Source organism: Streptomyces sp. NPDC059373 (assembly GCF_042751495.1).
GTDB lineage: Bacteria > Actinomycetota > Actinomycetes > Streptomycetales > Streptomycetaceae > Actinacidiphila.
On sequence record NZ_JBHYXC010000005.1, the window covers coordinates 119,308 to 137,395 of the forward strand.

An 18,088-nucleotide genomic window follows, 5' to 3' on the forward strand; every position below is an offset into this window, starting at 1 on the left:
TCCCTGTCCCGAGGAGTGACCGTGCACGAAGTCATCGCCAGCCCTTTCCTGGACAGTTACCTCGTCCTGCGACCCGGTAGCCCGTCCGGGCTGAAGATTCCATCGAGCAAGTACCGGCAGCTTCGGTACGCAGTCGACAACAGCCATGTGTGCCCGGACTGGCTGGTCGACCATGCCCGCCTTGCCTGGGGAACGGACCTTGCCGGGCTGCCCGCATCGGGGACCGTCCTGGTCCGTACGCCCTCCCCGTACGGATACGGCCGCGCCTCGTACGAGATCAACAAGGGCTGCAACTTCGCCTGCGAGCACTGCTACCTCGGGCTCAAGGAATTCCAGGGCCTTGCCTGGCAGGACAAGGTCCGACTGCTGCACATCCTGCGTGACGCCGGTGTGCTCTGGCTTCAGCTCACCGGCGGTGAGCCGATGATCGACAAGCATTTCGCCGACGCCTATGCCCTCGCGTACGAGCTCGGCATGGTGATCGAGATCCTGACCAACGGGTCCCGCCTCGCCAGCCCGCAGATGCTCGGGCTCTTCGCTCGCATGCGGCCGAGCAAGGTCACGGTCTCGCTCTACGGCGCGACCGCCGACAGCTTCGACGCACTGACCCAGCGCCGGGGAGCGTTCAAGCTGGTGGAGAGAGGCCTGCACGCGGCCCGGGAGGGTGGGGTGCCGCTGGAACTCGCGCTGATCATCACGCGGCACAACGCTCACGAGGCCGACCAGATGCGCGCCATGGCCCAGGGCCTTGGTGCGCGCACCAAGGAGTACGCCAACATCTCGCCCACCTACTTCGGCACCGGCGAGACCCTGGCCGCGCAGGCCCCCGGCTACCTCAACAAGGGCGAGATCTTCACCGGCTGCCCAGCCGGCCACACCTTCTTCCACGTCGACCCGCTCGGCATGGCAAGCATCTGCAAGGTCGGCCGCGACCGGCAGATCCCGCTCATGACCGAAGGAGTCCGAGGCCTCGCCCGATTGGGCGGCATCGCCGACTCCCTCATGCTTCGCACCGGTGGCTGCTCTGGCTGCCAGCTGTCCGGCACCTGCCGGGTATGCAGGCCGTTGGCCAAGGCCTACCAGGAGGCGAAGGCACCACTCGCTCACTACTGCCAGCACACAGACACAAGGAGTTGACCATGACCGCTGTTCACGTCGAGATCGCACCGATCCGGCACGCCGAGGCCGACGAGGAGATCGTCCTCCTCGACGACCTGGAGGCGTTTGGCGAGTCGGCACTGCCGGGCTGCGGCGACGACAACCCATACCAGTAATCAACCAGGGTCGGGGTCCACCGACGCTGAGTGTCGGTGGACCCCGCCCTCCCTCCGCTTCTGGGAGCCTGTTGTCATGGCAACCACCCCGGTGTCTTTCGAGGATCTGCCCGAGCGTGTCCGCGCCGCCGTCGAAGCCCGCACTGGGCCCATCATCAAAGTCGAGACGGTCTCCGCCGGGTTCAACAGCGCGGTGTCCGCGCGGATCCACACGGCGAGCGGCAGCGCCTTTACCAAGGGCCTGCCAAGCGATCACCGTTGGGTATGGACGCAACAGCGTGAGGCCGACGTCAACCCGTACGTCGTGCCGCTCGCTCCACGGCTCCTGTGGCACATCGAGACCGACGGTTGGAACCTCCTCGGCTTCGAGACGATCGACGGCCACCACGCCGACTACAGCCCAGGCTCTCCCGACCTGCCCAAGGTCGTGCAGGCGCTGGGCCGGCTCGGTGACGTCTCCTGTCCTGACATTCCGCTGCGGCTTGCTGAACAGCGACTCTCGTCGTATGTCGACGATCCGGCCGTACTGGAGTACTTCCGGGGCGACAGCCTGCTCCACACCGACCTCAACAATCACAACCTGCTGATCACCGGCCAGCCTCAGGCCCACCTGGTCGACTGGGGATGGGCCACTCGCGGAGCCGCCTGGCTCGATGCCGCCTACTGGGTCATCTGGCTCATCGCTGCGGGTGGGCACACGCCGGACGAGGCCGAGGCGTGGGCGAGGCGGATTCCGGCGTGGAGGCGGGCGCCTGGGGCAGGCGCGAACGCTTTCGCGGAAGCGAACGCGCGTATCTGGGGTGAGATCGCAGGCGCCGACCCCGACCCCTGGAGCGGCCGCATGGCTGCCGCCGCCCGCACGTGGCGAGACTTCCGGCGAGAGGCCGATCGAGAATGATCGGCGATGCTGCTGGACCTCGCGACTGCGTGCGGGATTGGCGATCAGGGGCTGGGCCTTTGACACCATGCCTGACCAGGAACGCCACACGCGAATGCCCGCGACCCGGAACCGGGCCACGGGCACTGTCGTGGATGCTGTACGTGCCCCAGGCAGGATTCGAACCTGCGACACCCGCTTTAGGAGAGCGGTGCTCTATCCCCTGAGCTACTGAGGCGACTGAGGCGGGCCTTGCGTAAAACGTGGCTGAATACTCTCAGTGAGATTCTGGCCAGTCTTGGCAAGGGGCCTGGGCTGCCGCGAGAGCAGCCCAGAACAGGGTAGCGGATAGGGGCGGGGTGGTGCGGCTGTCGTCTGAGCTCAGCTGGCGTGCGCCTGGCCTTCCCCGGTGTTGTCGCTGAGGTCGGCGGCTTCTGCGTCTGCGTCGGAGCGAACAGGCCAGGGTGTATCGCGGGCATATCGAATATCGCATACGCCGCCGCAACAGTCTTGGGTCTTCAGTGGAGGCATGGACCACAGCGAGTCCGTATGTGGGTGGCGTATGGGTCGGTTTGTCGATTGGGAAAGGGTCGTGGTCATGGATTCGGATTCCGTACGTGGTATCGACCGGCGGCGGCTGCTCGGGTGGGGCGGGCTGGCGGCTGCCGGCGTGGTGGCGGCCGGCGTGCCGCTGGTGGGCGCCCAGCCCGGCCACGCCGACCCGGCCCCGACCGACCCCGACATCCCGCCGGACACCTTGCCCGGCGGAGCCTACGACCGGTACCTGGCGGAACTGGCCGCCCAGGACAAGTTCTCCGGCGTGGTGCTGCTGTCGCACCGGGGCCGGACGGTGCTGTCCCGCAGCTACGGCATGGCCGACAAGGAAAAGGGGATCCGCAACCACGAGGGCATCGCGTTCGACCTCAGCTCGGCGGGCAAGCCGTTCGGCGCGGTGGCCATCCTGCAGTTGGTGCAGCAGGGCGCGGTGAAGCTGTCGGACACGGTGGGCACTTACCTGACGGGCTTCGCCAAGGAGATCTCCGAGCAGGTGACCATCCACCACCTGCTCTCGGGCACATCCGGGCTGAACACCCCGGAGGAGGACCTGCAACGCATCTTCCAGAGCCGGGAGGATGTGCACGAGTTCTACGAGCAGTGGGCCCGGCAGTCGACGCTGGTGGCCGCCCCCGGCACTCCCACCGACCACTCCGGCGCCGAGGTCGCCATCCCCGCGCAGATCGTGGAGGCCGTGACCGGCAAGACGTACTGGGACTACGTGCAGGAAAACATCTTCGAGCGCTGCGGCATGACCGGCACGGCGTTCTACACCAGGCCGCAGTGGCTCACCGACGAGCACATCGCGCACTCGTACATGACGCTGGCCGACGGCAGCCGGGTGGACGCGGTCCGCAATCTGGACAAGGGCAGCCCGTACCCGTACGAATTAGGCAAGAACCCAGGCCGCAGCTTCATCGATGCCCCCGGGGACGGCGGCTTCGCCACCGCACCGGATCTGGTCCGGTTCGCACACGCGCTGCGCAACGGCACGGTGCTGGACCGGCCCTACGCCGATCTGCTCACCGGGGCCAAGATCCCCCATGGGCAGGCCCAGGGCGGCCGGGCAGCCTCCGCCGACTCATCGTTCGACGCTTACCACATGCCGGTCCACATCATCAATGGACAGTGGGTGTTCGGGCGCGCCGGCGCCAACCCCGGCAGCGGCGCCAGCTGGAACATCTACCCGTACACCGGCTGGGTCGGCGTCGTCCTCAGCAACTACGACGGCCTGCCGCTGCAGGAGATCACCCAGCAGGAGGTGCAGGCCGTCACCGGCCAGCACTGACATAGCCCCGGCGCCGGCCGGCCTTCGGGAACTCCACCGCGTCCAGCACGGTGCGGGGTACCGCCGGACAACCGATGTGGACTTCGACGGTCGGCAGAGCGACGGCGGCGATCGCGTCCCGGAGTGCGACGGAGGTGTGCGTGAACGCGGCGGGGTTGATGACGATCGCGTCGCATTCGGTGTGCGCGGCATGAATCGCGTCGACCAGCACGCCCTCGTGGTTGCTCTGTACGAAGCGCGCGGTCAGGCCATGTTCGGTCAGAGTCCTGGTCACGGTCTCCTCGACCTCGCGCAGCGTGGTGGAACCGTACTTGTCGGGCTCGCGCACGCCCAGCAGATTGAGGTTGGGGCCGTTGAGGAACAGGACGGTCCGTCCGGGGTCGTTCTCGGCGGTGGCGTCGAACATGCGCGGCTCCTTCATCAGTACGGGCCATGCGGGTCAGGCGGGCTGGGGCATTTCTCGGTGCGTGAGCAGCAGCGACAGGTGGTGGAACATCCGCTCGGTGCCGGGCGGCGGCCCGTGACGAGCTCGAATGCCTCTGGCGTCAGGAACAGGCACATATCGGTACGGCCGCCAGCGCGCAGGGCACGGGCCGCCACCGCTCGGAACAGCGGGGGCGTCGACCGGCATGCGGGCACGTCGGTGGCCTTCCTGCCGGTGGCCGACCGGTGACGGCGATGGACCTCCACCCGCGCCGACGAGGCCCGCGCAGCCGCTTGCGTGCCGCGCGGTGCTCCCGTCATGATTCTTCGATGTGTCCCGCTGAACGGAACATTCCAGACTCTGGTGTCGCGCGGGTCGCCGCCGTACTCGGGGCTTTCGACCCGCTTCACGCCGAACTGCGGGTGTCGGAGATCGCCCGCAGGGCCGGGCTGCCCAAGTCCACGACCTCCCGCCTGGTGCGGGACCTCGTCGGCTACGGGTTCCTGGAACGCGACGAGAACGACGGCTCGCTCCTGCATATGGGAACGCGCCTGTTCGAGTACGGCGAGCTGGCTTCCCGGCACCGCAATCTGCGCGCGGTCGCCCTGCCGTACATGGCCGATCTGCGTGAGGCGACCCGGCAGACGGTGCATCTGGCCGTGCTGGACGGCACCGAAGTCGTCTACGTCGAGATTCTGCGGAGCAAGGACGCGCCGAGGATGGGGTCGCGGGTGGGCGGCAGGCTGCCCGCGCACGCCGCGGCCGTGGGTAAGGCACTGCTCGCCTTCGGTGAGGCGGAGGCCGTCGAGGCGGTCTTCGCTCATGGGCTCGCCCCGGTGGGCCCGCGCACCATCACGGTGCCCGGCCTGTTCCGGCGTGAGCTGGAGCGGATCCGGGGAGCGGGCGTAGCGTACGAGAACGAGGAGACCGGCCCCGGGGTGGGGTGTGTCGCTACCGCGATTCTCGGGGCCGACGGCCGCCCCGTCGCGGCGATGTCCATCTCGGGCTGGAGCGGGAGGCTGAATCTGCGCCGGGTGGGCCTCGCCGTGCGCACTGCGGGGCTGGCCATAAGCCGCGAGCTGCGGGGCCCGAGCCCCTCCACAGGCGAGAGCTGAGCAGGCTCCCATAGGGTGTCCGCTCAATGCCGTTCCCTTTCGCAGCGTCCGGCCTGTGGTGTGTCCCGTCATGGAGGACTGTCCCCCGTGTGACGAGGAGTGGGCAAGCTGGTTGATCCGCTGAGCGGAACAAGGCGGAGTCGACGTCACTCGATCTTGTTCCGCTCAGCGGATCACCTGGGTTGTCTGGCGGGGCTCCGCCCAACATGCTTCGAGGAGAGCCCACCACCCGAGGAGAGAGCCGCAGATGGACAAAGCCACGCACGCCGTGGTCGCGAAGGAACTGCTGGCCGCGCGGCGCGCCCGCGAGCCCATCGACCCCGTCTCCCTGACCCATCCGGGGCTGACCGTCGACGACGCCTACGCGATCCAGCTGGAGCAGGTCCGCGCCTGGACCGAGGACGGACAGCGCGTCCAGGGCCACAAGGTCGGGCTCACCTCGGCGGCCATGCAGCGCCAGCTCGGCGTCGACCAGCCCGACTACGGGCATCTGATGGAGTCCATGTTCCATCTGGAGGGCCTGCCGATCGGGCTGGGGAATTTCATCAGCCCCAAGGTCGAGCCGGAGATCGCGTTCGTGCTCAAGCGACCTCTGACCGGGCCGGGCGTGAATGCCGCGCAGGCGCTGTCGGCGGTCGACTACGTCCTGCCGGCCATCGAGATCATCGACTCCCGCATCCGGGACTGGAGGATCGCACTGGTCGACACGGTCGCGGACAACGCGTCCGCCGGCGGCGTGGTGCTCGGCAGCCGCCCCGTCCCGGTGGACGCGGTGGATCTGCGGCTGGCCGGCTGCGTGCTGACCCGCCGCGGCGAGGTCGTCGGCACCGGAGCCGGCGGCGCTGTCCTCGGCTCGCCCCTCAACGCCCTGGTGTGGCTGGCCAACACGGTGGGTCGGCTCGGCGTCACCCTGGAAGCGGGCCATGTCATCCTGCCCGGCTCCGTCTGCGCCGCCGTGCCGGTGGCCGCCGGGGACTCCGTCACCGCGACGTTCGGCGGCCTGGGCACCGTCACCGCGCGATTCGCCCACGTACAAGGACAGGGGGAGGACGCATGACCACCACCGCCGCCATCGTGGGGCCCGGCAACATCGGCACCGACCTGATGGTCAAGCTGCTGCGCAACGAGGACATCGACGTCCGCTACATGGTCGGGGTGGATCCCGCCTCCGACGGCCTGGCCCGAGCCACCCGCGCCGGAGTCGAAGCCAGCGCCGGAGGCGTGGACTGGCTGCTCGCCCGGCCAGAACTGCCCGACCTGGTCTTCGAGGCCACCTCCGCCAAAGCGCACCTGGCCAACGCCGCCCGCTACGCCGAGGCCGGGATCACCGCCATCGACCTGACGCCCGCCGCGGCCGGTCCCTTCGTCTGCCCGGTGGTCAACCTCACCGAGCACGAAGCCGCGCCGAACGTCAACATGATCACCTGTGGCGGGCAGGCCACCATCCCGATCGTGGCGGCCGTCTCCCGGGTCGTGCCCGTGCCGTACGCCGAGATCGTCGCCTCGATCGCCTCCCGCTCGGCCGGCCCCGGCACCCGCGCCAATATCGATGAGTTCACCGAGACCACCTCCCACGCCATCGAGACCGTCGGCGGCGCCGGACGCGGCAAGGCGATCATCATCCTCAACCCCGTCGACCCCCCGATGATCATGCGCGACACGGTGTACTGCGCCATCCCCGCCGACGCCGACCGCGACGCCATCACCGAGTCCATCCACCGGATGGCCGACGAGGTACGGGTGTACGTGCCTGGCTACACGGTGCGCGCCGAGCCGCAGTACGACGCCCCGCGCCCCGGGTGGAACGGGCAGGCCCGGGTCGCGGTCTTCCTCGAAGTCCGCGGCAACGGCGACTACCTGCCACCGTGGGCAGGCAACCTCGACATCATGACGGCCGCCGCCGTCCGAGTCGGCGAACTCATCAGCCAGCGACAGAAGGCCGTGACCCGATGACCGAGGACACGACCACGGACCCCCGGCCGGCCGTGCGCATCACCGACACCACTCTGCGTGACGGCAGCCACGCGATAGCCCATCAGTTCACCGTCGACCAGGTAAGGGCCGTGACCCGCGCCCTGGACGACGCGGGCGTGACGGTCATCGAGGTCACCCACGGCGACGGCCTCGCCGGATCCTCCTTCAACTACGGCTTCTCGCACACCGACGAGATCGACCTCGTCAAGGCAGCCGTCGACGAAGCACACCAGGCCCGTATCGCCGTCCTGCTGCTGCCCGGCCTCGGCACCGTCGAGGACCTGCACCGGGCCCATGACGCGGGCGCCGGGATCGTACGGGTGGCAACCCACTGCACCGAGGCCGATGTCTCCGTCCAGCACTTCGGGGCCGCGCGCGAACTGGGCATGGAGACCGTCGGGTTCCTGATGCTCTCGCACCGGGTCGGTCCCGAGGCGCTGGCGAAGCAGGCCAGGATCATGGCCGACGCCGGATGCCAGTGCGTGTACGTCGTCGACTCCGCGGGCTGGCTGCTGCCCACCGACGTCACCGACCGGGTATCGGCGCTGGCCGCCGAGCTCGGCGAGGACGCCCAGATCGGCTTCCACGGCCACCAGAACCTCTCGCTCGGCGTCGCCAACTCCATCGCCGCGTACGAGGCGGGCGCCCGCCAGATCGACGGCAGCCTGTGTGCGCTGGGCGCCGGCGCCGGCAACTCGCCGACCGAACTGCTCGCCACCGTCTTCGAACGGATGCGGGTCCCCACCGGCCTGGACGTGGACGGCGCGCTGCGCGCCGCGCACGAGGTGCTCACGCCGCTGATTCCCCGGCTGCCCATCGCCGACCGCCCGGCCATCGAGCAGGGCAGGCACGGTGTGTACTCCTCGTTCCTGCTGCACGCGCAGCGCGCCGCCGACCGTTACGGAGTACCTGCCCACGCCATCCTGCGCGCAGTCGGCGAGGCAGGGTACGTCGGCGGCCAGGAAGACATGATCATCGACGTGGCGATCGACCTTTCCACCCGCGCCACGACCCCGACCCCGACCACGGCCCCGGAAGGCGTACCCGCATGAGCGACTGGACCACCGACCGCGCCGTGACGGAGCTGCTCGGCCGCGAGGCCGACCGCAGGGACGGCGGCCGGATCACCGACGAATGGCCCGGCCTCGACCTGCCGACCGCCTACCAGGTGCAGGACGCGCTGCGGCAGCGCAAGGTCGACTCCGGTGAGAAGGTCGTCGGCGTCAAGCTGGGCCTCACCTCGCGCGCCAAGCAGCAGCGGATGGGTATCGACTCCCCGCTCACCGCGTGGCTCACCGACGCGATGGTGCTCCCGGAGGGCGTACCGGTGCCGATGGACGAACTCATCCACCCGCGTGTCGAGCCCGAGATCGTCTTCGTCATGGGCGAGCGGCTGGAGGGTCCCGGCGTGACCGCCGCGACCGCGCTCGCCGCCGTCCGCAGCGTGCACGCCGGCTTCGAGGTCATCGACAGCCGCTACACCGACTTCAAGTTCACCCTCCCCGACGTGGTCGCCGACAACGCCTCGTCCTCCCGCTTCGTCGTCAGCGGCACCTGCCTGCCACCCCAGGGCCTCGACCTCGCGCTGGAGGGCTGCCTGCTCGGCATCGACGGCGAGATCACCGACTCCGCGACCGGCGCCGCCGTCCAGGGCCACCCCGCCGAGGCGCTCGCCCTGGCGGCGAACTCCCTCGGCGCGCGCGGCATCGCCATCGAGGCCGGCTGGATCGTGCTCACCGGAGGCCTCACCGACGCGGTCTTCGTCGAGCCCGGCCGGGAGATCAGCGCCGAGTTCACCCACCTCGGCACCCTGCGGGTGGTCGGGGCCTGACATGCCACTCGTCGAGATCAGCATCGTCGCGGGGCGGCCCCCGGAGAAGATCCGCGACCTCATCCACCAGGTGCACACCGCCGTACGGAACTCCCTGGACGCCCCCGGCGCCGCCATCCGGGTCCTCGTCCGCGAAATCCCGCCCGAGCACTGGGCAGCGGGCGACATCACCAAGGCCGAACAGGAGGCATCCCATGAGCGATGAGCGCCCCGAGAGCATCGACGAATTCCGGGCGACGTACGAGAAGATGCTGGGCTTCGTCCCCCCGCGCGTGGGCTCCCGGTTCGAGGCGTCCGAGAGGACCAACCCGGAACTGCTGCTGGCCCAGGAGCGCCTGCGCAACATGATCATGTACCCGGACGCGCTGGACCAGAAGACCGTCCAGCTGGTGCTGTTCGGCATCCTGCACGCCAAACTCAGCGACGCCGCCAAGCTGCACGGCCTCGCCGCGCTACGGGCCGGTGCCAGCTGGGATGAGCTGCGCGCCGTCATCGACCTGGCGTTCCTGTTCACCGGGTTCTCCGCGATCAACCGCGGCCCGCAGGTGCTGGCCGACATCGCGGAACTGGAGAAGAAGGCACAAGACCATGAGTGAGCCGCTGTACGAACTCGCCCACCTCGGCCACGCCGAGCTGCTGACCCCGGTGTACGACCAAAGCCTGGCCTTCTTCACCGAGGTCTACGGTCTCGACCTGGTGCACGAGTCCGACGGCAGCGCCTACCTGCGCGCCTGGGGCGACCACGACCTGACGACCCTGAAGCTGACCGCCGCCGACCGGGCCGGTCTCGGCCATGTCGCCTGGCGCGCGGTCAGCCCGCAGGCCCTGACCCGCCGGGTCTCGGCGCTGGAGGAACGCGGCGTCGAGGGTGAGTGGATCGACGGGGACTTCGGGCACGGCAAGGCGTACTCCTTCATCGCCCCGAGCGGCCAGAGCATGGAGCTCTACTACGAGACCGAGAAGTACCGTGCGCCGGCGGGCAAGGCCTCGTACCTGCCCAACCAGCCGCAGTCCTCGGTCACCCGGGGCGTGGGCGCGGCGCGCATCGACCACATCAACGTCCTCGCGGACGACGTGCCGGGCACGCGCGCGTTCATGTGCGACACCTTGGGCTTCAAGCTCCGTGAGCACCTGATCCCGCCCGGCCAGCCCGAGGTCGGGGCCTGGCTCAGTTTGATGAACAAGGCCCACGATCTGGCCATCACGCGTGAGCCGGCTCCCGGCGTCACCGGGCGGCTGCACCACCTCGCCTATGCCGTCGAGAACCGCGAGGACGTGCTCCGCGCCGCCGACATCTTCTGCGAGCTGGAGGTCGAGATCGAGTTCGGCCCCGCCAAGCACTCACGCACCCAGGGCTTCTTCCTCTATGTCCTGGAGCCGGGCGGCAACCGGATCGAGGTGTTCTCCGGCGGCTTCCACATCTTCGCCCCCGACTGGGAGCCGGTCACCTGGACCACCGAGGGCCAGGGCCGCTCCACTGCCTGGGGTCTGGACGTGCCTGCGAGCTTCCACTCCCACGCCACCCCGGTCCTGCCATGACGCGGGAGCTGACCGCCAGTTTCGTGACCCTGTCCGGCGCGGGCTTCGCCCAGCCCGCCCGGGTGCCGTTCGCGGAGCGCTGCCGCGCGGCTGCCGCCGCGGGCTTCACCGGCATCGGCCTGCACACCGACGACTACCGGCGGATGCGGGCCGCCGGGGCGAGCGACGCGTCCCTGCGCACCCTGCTCGACACAGAAGGACTCGCCCTCCGGGAAATCGAGTTCCTGAGCGGCTGGGCCACGGTCGGCACCCGCGGCGCTGACACCCTCGCCGCCGTCGGCGCGCTCGGCGACGCCTTCCGGCCGCATCACGTCACGGCGGGCGAGTTCGGCGCGGACGATCTCGACATCGTTGGCGCGGGCGCCCGGCTCCGTACGATCTGCGACGACGTCGCCGCTCACGGTCTGCGCGTCGCGGTCGAGGCCTTCCCCTGGTCCGGCCTGAAGGACGTGGCCACCGCCCGCGCGGTGGTGGAGGCCTCGGGCGCCCCCAACGCCGGCCTGATGATCGACGTCTGGCACTTCTACAACACCCGCTCCGCCCTCGCCGACCTCGACGGCCTGCCGCCCGACCGGATCGTGGCCGTACAGCTCAACGACGGCCGCGTCGTGGACGGCGACTTCCTCACCGAGGCACGGCAGGGGCGCCTGCTGCCCGGCGACGGCGAACTGGACGTCGCGGGCCTGCTGCTGGGCCTGCACGAACGCGGCTTCCGCGGTCCGTACTGCGTCGAGGTCAACTATCCCGGCTACCGGGACCTCCCGGTCGACGAGATGGCAGCCCAGGCCTTCACCAAGGCGTCCAAGGCTCTTGAGGCGCTTCCCGCGCGCTGAACCCGCCCCGGCCCGCCCCAGGCCGGGGCAGTGGCGGTGCGGGGTCCCGGAGCGGCGCCAAGGTCGACCTGGCACGGCCGTGAACGGCCTCTGCACTGCAGAGCGAAGCCCCAGGTCGGCGACCTGGGGCTGTTCATTTGCCCCGGTGTCGCGAGGATAAGGATCGCGGTCCGCAGCGCCTCCCGCCTCTCCAGGCGCAGGTCTTGGCCATCCCCCCGGATGGTCATGGCCACTGCCCGGGGCACCGCCGGTTGCCCCGTAGCCCCGTCGGCGGCGGCCACCGTCCCACCACCCACCGACAGGACCTGCCCGGCCGGTTTTGGGGGAGGGTCAGGGCGCGGAACCTTCGGGCAGCTTGGCCCAGAGGAGGCGGCGCTCGCGGCGGGGGTCGTACTCGATGCGGGGCGGGTCGTCCAGGATCGCCGTGGCGCGGTCCTGTGGCTCGTAGCGGGGCCAGTGGAGCCCGTCGGGCAGCCCGCCGGGGGCACTGGCGTGCAGGAAGCTCCGCACGGCGCGGTGCAGCGTTGCGGTGACGGTGAGGTCGGCGGGGCGCATGGGCGGGGCGGGCGGGAGGCCGACCAGGTTGTTGAAGGCGGGCGGGCGGGCCCAGAGGCAGCGGTTGTCGGCGCCGTGGGTCGCGCCGAGGCGGTCGTACGGGGGCAGTCCGGGCACGTGGTCGAAGCGGCTGAACCAGACCTGGCCGCCGGCGGCGTGCTGGGCCTCGGCCAGCCGGATGGCGGGGATCAGCCACATCGTGTCGTCCAGCAGGTCGAGTTGCGGGTCGCGGCCCGCTTCGGCGAGGGGGGTGTACGCCTCCCTGAGCTCGGCCCAGCGCTGCTCGCCGAGGGCCACCTGACCGGCCGCGTCCGTGCCGGCCAGGACCGGGGCGGCAGGGGGGCCGAGGAAGATGTCCATTTCGTGGCTGACGTGGCTGATCCAGACCGGGAGGTGCCGGGCCTCGCCGCTCGCGACCGCCGCCAGCGGCGGCCTGGGCAGCACGGCGCCGTCCACCACGGGGCAGTAGCCGTCGCCGCGCAGCACCGCGTCGCCCGCGCCGGCCACGACGTGCGCCGCAGCGGCCCGTAGCGCCTGCACCGGCACGTCGGCCAGCCCGTCGGCGCTCACGTCCAGTGCGGTGAGCAGGCGGTGGGTGACCTCTGCGCTCTGTTCGGGGGTGTGGACGTTCCGTGCGGCGCCGCTGAGTACGAGGGCCTGGTGGAACAGCCCGCGCGCGGCCGGGACCGCGAGCAGCGTGGTAGTGAGCATGCCGCCGGCCGACTGGCCGGAGAGCGCCACGCGGCCGGGGTCGCCGCCGAACGACGCGATGTTCCCGCGCACCCACTCAAGGGCGGCAACCAGGTCGCGCAGCGCGGGGTTGGCGCTGTCCGCCACGCCGAGGTGCTCCAGGTCCACGAAGCCGAGTGGCCCGAGCCGGTAGTTGACGGTCACCACGACCGCGTCGCAGACCTCGGCCAGCCACGCGCCGTCGTAAAGGCTGCCGCTGCCGTGCAGGAAAGCGCCGCCGTGGATCCAGAACAGGACCGGCCTGGGCGCCGTCGGCTGGGCGGGGGCCCAGACGTTGAGGGCGAGGCAGTCCTCCCGCCCGTCGATGCCCTGGTCAGAGGCATTGGGGACCGGAGTGAACTGGACGGCTTGGGGACCGTACCGTGTGGCGTCCCGCACCGCCGTCCAGGGCTTGACGGGGGCCGGGGGCCGGAAGCGCAACTCCCCGGTGGGCGGCGCGGCGTAGGGGATGCCCTTCCAGGAGAGCACTGGGCCCTCCGCGGCGCCTATGACGGGCCCCGTCAGGGTCTCCACCTGTATCCCTGGCATGAACTGCGCACCTCTTCGTGGCCGAGTCAATGTACGCACTGGTCCGTTATATCTAGCCGCAGGATGCCTCCATGGCAAGAGGTGAAGCGTGACGAACATATTTCCATCAGGAATCTTGACAGTCGGCGAGGGTGGTCTCACGATCCTCTATTAACTGCCTAGTGCGTTAACTGGCCGCAACCCCGCAGCCATCCGGCAAGTCCGCTCGACACGGGCATCCCCGTATGCGAGTCGTGACGTCGTCCGCGCTCGTCCCCCCTCTGTCCCCGCCCAGCCCGGCCGTTCCCGTAACGGGAGCGCTTGCGGTACTCAATGAGGAGCACACGTGACCGCTCGTTCGCTCGATGACGCCTCGGAATCGAAGATTCCAACCAGTGGGCACCGAAAGGCGGCCTTTGCCGCCTGGATCGGCAGCGCCCTGGAGTACTACGACTTCTTCATCTACGGCAGCGCCGCCGCCCTGGTCTTCCCCCGGGTCTTCTTCAACCCGGACGACCCGGCCACCGCGACCCTGATCTCGATGGCGACCTTCGGCGTCGCCTACGCGGCCCGCCCCGTCGGCGCCGTCTTCCTCGGGCACTTCGGTGACAAGATCGGCCGCAGGAAGGTCATGGTCTTCACCCTCTTCCTGATGGGCCTGTCGACCTTCCTGGTCGGCTGCCTGCCCACCTACGCCCAGGTCGGCACCCTGGCCCCGGTTCTGCTCGTGGTGCTGCGCTTCCTGCAGGGCCTGTCCGCCGCAGGTGAGCAGTCCAGCGCCAGCTCCCTGACCCTGGAACACGCGCCGCAGAACCAACGCGGCTACTTCACCAGCTTCACCCTCAACGGAACACAGTTCGGGCTGATCATCTCAACCCTGGTCTTCATCCCGATCGCCTCCCTCCCGGAGAACCAGCTGCTCACCTGGGGCTGGCGCATCCCGTTCCTGCTGAGCGCGCTGGTGACCCTGACCGCGTACTTCATCCGGCGCTCGCTGCAGGAGGCGCCGATCTTCGAGGAGATCTCGGAGCGCGACGAGGTGGCCAAGCTGCCGGTGGTCGAACTCCTCCGGAACCACTGGGCCGACATGCTGCGGGTGGCTTCGGCGGCGCTCATCGCGGCGGTGAGCACGATCGGCGGAGTCTGGGTGCTGTCCTACTCCACCGCCGCCGTCGGCCTCGACCGCACCACCATGCTGTGGGTCAGTGTCTTCGCCAACCTGGTGGCCCTGATAGCGCTCCCGTTGTGGGCCAAGCTCTCCGACCGCATCGGCCGCAAGCCGGTCTTCCTCATCGGCTCCATCGGCAGCGCCGTCATGATCTTCGTCTACCTGGGGGCGGTGACCTCGAAGAGCTACCCGCTGATCTTCCTGGCCGGCGCCGCCACCATGGGTTTGGTCTACAGCGCCTCCAACGGCATCTGGCCCTCGCTCTACGCCGAGATGTTCAACACCCGGGTCCGGCTGTCGGGCATGGCCATCAGCACCCAGTGCGGGTTCGCGATCACCGGATTCGCCGTCACCTACGCGGCCCAGCTCTCCGGCCCCGACGGCAAGAACTGGGTCGCTGTCGCAATCCTGACCGCCGCGATGTGCGCCGTCAGCTCCATCGCCGTACTGACCGCCCGCGAGACCTACAAGGTGCCCACCGCCGAGCTCGGCATGAAGCCGGGCATGCGCCCGGCCCAGGCCACCAAGCCCCAGTCGGCGGCAGCCTGACCCCCGTCCCGTCCCCGCCGCGCCTGCGGCCGTCCACTCCACGTAGACGGCCGCAGGCACGCTCACCCCCGAAGTCGGAAGGAACCCCGCGATCACCGTGACCTCCTCCTCCACTGTGACCCCCTCCAGCGTGAGTTCCTCCTATCTCACCGGCTTGATCGGATCGGGGATCGGCCCATCGCTGAGCCCCGCCCTGCACGAGCGCGAAGCCGACCGGCACGGACTGCGCCTGCTCTACCGCACGATCGACATCGACGAGCTGGGCTTGCCGGCCACGGCCGTGGGCGAACTGCTGAATGCCGCCCGCACGCTGGGATTCGACGGCCTCAACATCACCCACCCCTGCAAGCAACTGGTGATCGAGCACCTGGACGAACTCGCCCCCGAGGCCGAGCAACTCGGTGCCGTCAACACCGTGGTCTTCCACGACGGCCGCGCCATCGGGCACAACACCGACGTCACCGGCTTCGCCCAGTCTTTCGCCCGCGGACTGCCCGAGGCACCCACAGGCAGGGTCGTGCAGCTCGGCGCGGGCGGAGCCGGCGCCGCCGTCGCCCACGCGCTGCTCACCCTCGGCGCGGACCGGCTCACCCTCGTGGACACCGACCACGCCCGCGCGGCCGCTCTCGCCGCCGCCCTCAACAGCAGCTTCGGGCCGGCCCGTGCGACCGCCGCCCCCTTTGTGGAACTGGCCGCCGAGCTGGCCCGCGCCGATGGACTCGCCCACGTCACCCCCACGGGCATGGCAGCCCATCCGGGCCTGCCGTTCCCCGCCGAACTGCTGCGCCCGCAGCTGTGGGTGGCCGAGGTCGTCTACCGCCCACTGGAGACCGAGCTGCTGCGCAGAGCACGCGCCCTCGGCTGCCGCACCCTCGACGGCGGCGGCATGGCGGTCTTCCAAGCCGCCGACGCCTTCCGGCTGTTCACTGGCCGCGAGCCCCACACCGACCGTATGCTCGATGATCTCGCCGACCTCGTCGGCGCCCCCGCCCGGTGAGGAACCATATGCCAGCCGCCGTCCCGCCGCAGACGCAGTCCGCCCCCAGGCGCACACGCGACGCGGCCCGGACCCGGGCCGAAATCCTCGACGTCGCGACGGAGGAGTTCGCCCGCGCCGGCTACTCCGGCGCCCGCGTGGACGACATCGCCGCCCGCACCCACACCGCCAAGCGGATGATCTACTACTACTTCGGCGGCAAGGAACAGCTGTTCACCGCTGTCCTGGAGCGGGCGTACTCCTCCATCCGCCACAGCGAGCAGGAACTCGACGTCGAGCATCTCGACCCGGTGTCCGCGATCCGCCGGCTGGCCGACCTCACCTTCGACCACCACGAGGCCCACCCGGACTTCATGCGCCTCGTCAGCATCGAGAACATCCACGAGGCCGAGCACATCGCCGCCTCTCCGACGCTGCGTTCACTCAACGCCCCGGTGATCGGCATCCTCGACCGCATCCTCCGCGCCGGCCGCGAGCAGGGCGTCTTCACGACGCAGGTGGACGCCATCGACATGCACATGATCATCAGCTCGTTCTGCTGCTTCCGCATCACGAACCGGCACACCTTCGGCGCCCTCTTCGGACGGGACCTCACCGCCGCGGACCGCCGCGATCACTACCGCACGCTGCTGGGCGACATGGTCATCGCCTACCTCACGGGCAGTGGCGACGTCGGTGCGGCCGCCCAGCTCGTGGTTCCGTCGAGCGGCGCCGGCGGGTGACCATGTCAGCCTCTGACCGGGATCAACATGGCGCCGGGTGGCGCCGAGCAGTTCCGCGGCCCGTGCACCGTTGGAGATATCGAGGGCTTCCGGCCGCGTCCAGGTAAAACTGCGGTGGACCGCAGGTGTCACTGTCCGGACCAGCGGGGGAACCTCAGCCGCACGGCGGACACTCGGTTGTTTCGCGTCATGAGCGGGCTGTGAGACAAATCCCGGCGCCTCCACGCTCGGACCTGTCACCCATATGGGGACGCCCCCTAGGACGCAAGGACTACCGACGTGCGCAAACTCAAGAAGGCGGCCATGGTTGCCATCGGCCTGGCCGCCGGCCTGACCTCGGTGGTCGCACTGGCCGCCCCCGCCAGCGCGGATACCAACATCCGCGGGACCGAGTCGTGGAACACCGACACGCTGCTGATGTCACTGTGCACGGGCAACACCGGCGTGCACTCCTGGTTCTTCGACACCCGCACCGGGGCGGTCCGCCCCGACAAGATCAGGGCCGACTGGCAGACACATGTGGTCGCCCCGGCGTGGGAGGAGCAGTTCACCGGTTACTGCAGCTACCCGCAGGCGTCCTCCTGGACCTGGACCGGTCCGCAGACGCAGATCAGCAATCTGGTCATGAACTGCGGCTACCGGGTCACCCAGTCCGAGTCGATCACCAAGAGCGTCACCAAGACCAGCACCACGAGCAACAGCGTCGGCGGCTCGGTCGGCGTCGAGTGGAGCATCATCCCGGACGTGCTGTCGGTCGAGGCGGCCTTCAACTACGAGCACACCTGGTCCTACAGCAAGGCCGGCACCTGGACCCAGAGCGACTCGCTGAACGTGCCGCCGCGGACCAAGGCGCAGCTCAACTTCGCACCGCTGATGCGCACTGTCCGCTCCAACCCGGTCTTCCACGTCACCCGCTACATGTGGGAGACCGGCGGCGACAACTCCGGCCACTGGTGGGACACCAACACCTGGCGCGGCCGGGGGTACAAGGACATCACCTCGTACGGGGCCTACTACGACGCCAAGGCCAACGTCATCAACCCGGACGGCAGCCCGGTCGGCGCGACCATCGCCCTCGACCACCCGGCGAGCAAGTCCGACTGCGGCTTCTGACGGAAGAGCGGATACCG

At 69.8% G+C, this 18,088-nt stretch carries 19 protein-coding genes and 1 tRNA gene; 17 read left to right on the forward strand and 3 right to left on the reverse strand.

Going from position 1 to position 18,088, the window contains the following annotated elements:
* Positions 1 to 21 precede the first annotated feature (21 nt).
* From ACFXJ5_RS12020 to ACFXJ5_RS12030, 3 genes are all read left to right on the forward strand, one after another.
* The gene (locus ACFXJ5_RS12020) at positions 22 to 1,137 is read left to right on the forward strand and encodes a radical SAM protein (RefSeq protein WP_384630221.1); all 1,116 of its coding nucleotides are present in this window, start codon (positions 22 to 24) and stop codon (positions 1,135 to 1,137) included.
* A 2-nt stretch (positions 1,138 to 1,139) separates the two neighbouring features.
* Positions 1,140 to 1,274 carry a hypothetical protein gene (locus ACFXJ5_RS12025; protein ID WP_384630222.1) on the forward strand — a complete coding sequence of 45 codons (135 nt, stop codon included), beginning with the start codon at positions 1,140 to 1,142 and terminating at the stop codon, positions 1,272 to 1,274.
* A gap of 76 nt (positions 1,275 to 1,350) precedes the next feature.
* Entirely contained in the window at positions 1,351 to 2,172 is an 822-nt protein-coding gene (locus tag ACFXJ5_RS12030; RefSeq protein WP_384630223.1) for an aminoglycoside phosphotransferase, read from the forward strand.
* A 144-nt stretch (positions 2,173 to 2,316) separates the two neighbouring features.
* Here ACFXJ5_RS12030 and ACFXJ5_RS12035 read toward each other — a convergent pair.
* A tRNA-Arg gene (locus tag ACFXJ5_RS12035) sits at positions 2,317 to 2,389 on the reverse strand.
* 360 nt (positions 2,390 to 2,749) lie between these two features.
* On the opposite strand from ACFXJ5_RS12035, the gene ACFXJ5_RS12040 reads away from it, so the two are divergent.
* Positions 2,750 to 3,994, forward strand: coding sequence for a serine hydrolase domain-containing protein (locus ACFXJ5_RS12040; protein ID WP_384630224.1), 1,245 nt, complete (start codon positions 2,750 to 2,752; stop codon positions 3,992 to 3,994).
* Here the strand turns inward: ACFXJ5_RS12040 and ACFXJ5_RS12045 are convergent.
* The gene (locus ACFXJ5_RS12045; RefSeq protein ID WP_384630225.1) at positions 3,978 to 4,400 is read right to left on the reverse strand and encodes a type II 3-dehydroquinate dehydratase; all 423 of its coding nucleotides are present in this window, start codon (positions 4,398 to 4,400) and stop codon (positions 3,978 to 3,980) included. The genes ACFXJ5_RS12040 and ACFXJ5_RS12045 overlap by 17 nt on opposite strands.
* A 347-nt stretch (positions 4,401 to 4,747) precedes the next feature.
* Here ACFXJ5_RS12045 and ACFXJ5_RS12050 point away from each other — a divergent pair, with 347 nt between their 5' ends.
* The 9 genes from ACFXJ5_RS12050 to ACFXJ5_RS12090 all read left to right on the forward strand — a co-directional run bounded on the left by ACFXJ5_RS12050 (position 4,748) and on the right by ACFXJ5_RS12090 (position 11,710).
* On the forward strand, positions 4,748 to 5,533 hold the full coding sequence (locus tag ACFXJ5_RS12050; protein WP_384630226.1) for an IclR family transcriptional regulator: 786 nt from the start codon (positions 4,748 to 4,750) through the stop codon (positions 5,531 to 5,533).
* A 247-nt stretch (positions 5,534 to 5,780) separates the two neighbouring features.
* Entirely contained in the window at positions 5,781 to 6,590 is an 810-nt protein-coding gene (locus ACFXJ5_RS12055) for a 2-keto-4-pentenoate hydratase (protein WP_384630227.1), read from the forward strand.
* The gene (locus ACFXJ5_RS12060; protein WP_384630228.1) at positions 6,587 to 7,486 is read left to right on the forward strand and encodes an acetaldehyde dehydrogenase (acetylating); all 900 of its coding nucleotides are present in this window, start codon (positions 6,587 to 6,589) and stop codon (positions 7,484 to 7,486) included. The genes ACFXJ5_RS12055 and ACFXJ5_RS12060 overlap by 4 nt, the downstream gene beginning before the upstream one ends.
* Complete coding sequence (gene dmpG / locus ACFXJ5_RS12065; RefSeq protein WP_384630229.1) at positions 7,483 to 8,559, forward strand: 4-hydroxy-2-oxovalerate aldolase; 1,077 nt, start codon at positions 7,483 to 7,485, stop codon at positions 8,557 to 8,559. Before ACFXJ5_RS12060 ends, dmpG begins: the two co-directional genes overlap by 4 nt.
* Positions 8,556 to 9,338: a 2-keto-4-pentenoate hydratase gene (locus ACFXJ5_RS12070; RefSeq protein ID WP_384630230.1), complete on the forward strand. Its 783-nt coding sequence runs from the start codon at positions 8,556 to 8,558 to the stop codon at positions 9,336 to 9,338. The genes dmpG and ACFXJ5_RS12070 overlap by 4 nt, the downstream gene beginning before the upstream one ends.
* A 1-nt stretch (position 9,339) precedes the next feature.
* Positions 9,340 to 9,543 carry a tautomerase family protein gene (locus ACFXJ5_RS12075; protein WP_384630231.1) on the forward strand — a complete coding sequence of 68 codons (204 nt, stop codon included), beginning with the start codon at positions 9,340 to 9,342 and terminating at the stop codon, positions 9,541 to 9,543.
* Positions 9,533 to 9,934: a carboxymuconolactone decarboxylase family protein gene (locus ACFXJ5_RS12080; RefSeq protein ID WP_384630232.1), complete on the forward strand. Its 402-nt coding sequence runs from the start codon at positions 9,533 to 9,535 to the stop codon at positions 9,932 to 9,934. Before ACFXJ5_RS12075 ends, ACFXJ5_RS12080 begins: the two co-directional genes overlap by 11 nt.
* Positions 9,927 to 10,877, forward strand: coding sequence for a VOC family protein (locus tag ACFXJ5_RS12085; protein WP_384630233.1), 951 nt, complete (start codon positions 9,927 to 9,929; stop codon positions 10,875 to 10,877). Before ACFXJ5_RS12080 ends, ACFXJ5_RS12085 begins: the two co-directional genes overlap by 8 nt.
* Positions 10,874 to 11,710, forward strand: a complete 837-nt coding sequence (locus ACFXJ5_RS12090) for a sugar phosphate isomerase/epimerase family protein (protein WP_384630234.1) — start codon at positions 10,874 to 10,876, stop codon at positions 11,708 to 11,710. Before ACFXJ5_RS12085 ends, ACFXJ5_RS12090 begins: the two co-directional genes overlap by 4 nt.
* 330 nt (positions 11,711 to 12,040) lie before the next feature.
* On the opposite strand, the gene ACFXJ5_RS12095 is transcribed toward ACFXJ5_RS12090, so the two are convergent.
* Positions 12,041 to 13,543, reverse strand: coding sequence for a carboxylesterase/lipase family protein (locus tag ACFXJ5_RS12095; RefSeq protein ID WP_384630235.1), 1,503 nt, complete (start codon positions 13,541 to 13,543; stop codon positions 12,041 to 12,043).
* A gap of 325 nt (positions 13,544 to 13,868) precedes the next feature.
* On the opposite strand from ACFXJ5_RS12095, the gene ACFXJ5_RS12100 reads away from it, so the two are divergent.
* The 4 genes from ACFXJ5_RS12100 to ACFXJ5_RS12115 all read left to right on the forward strand — a co-directional run bounded on the left by ACFXJ5_RS12100 (position 13,869) and on the right by ACFXJ5_RS12115 (position 18,071).
* On the forward strand, positions 13,869 to 15,239 hold the full coding sequence (locus ACFXJ5_RS12100; protein ID WP_384630236.1) for an MFS transporter: 1,371 nt from the start codon (positions 13,869 to 13,871) through the stop codon (positions 15,237 to 15,239).
* Positions 15,240 to 15,369: 130 nt separating this feature from the next.
* Positions 15,370 to 16,236: a shikimate dehydrogenase gene (locus ACFXJ5_RS12105; RefSeq protein WP_384630237.1), complete on the forward strand. Its 867-nt coding sequence runs from the start codon at positions 15,370 to 15,372 to the stop codon at positions 16,234 to 16,236.
* 8 nt (positions 16,237 to 16,244) lie between these two features.
* Positions 16,245 to 16,958, forward strand: a complete 714-nt coding sequence (locus ACFXJ5_RS12110; protein WP_384630238.1) for a TetR/AcrR family transcriptional regulator — start codon at positions 16,245 to 16,247, stop codon at positions 16,956 to 16,958.
* A 279-nt stretch (positions 16,959 to 17,237) separates the two neighbouring features.
* Positions 17,238 to 18,071 (forward strand): hypothetical protein, encoded by an 834-nt coding sequence (locus ACFXJ5_RS12115; RefSeq protein WP_384630239.1) that lies wholly within the window; start codon positions 17,238 to 17,240, stop codon positions 18,069 to 18,071.
* The last annotated feature ends 17 nt before the right edge of the window (positions 18,072 to 18,088 follow it).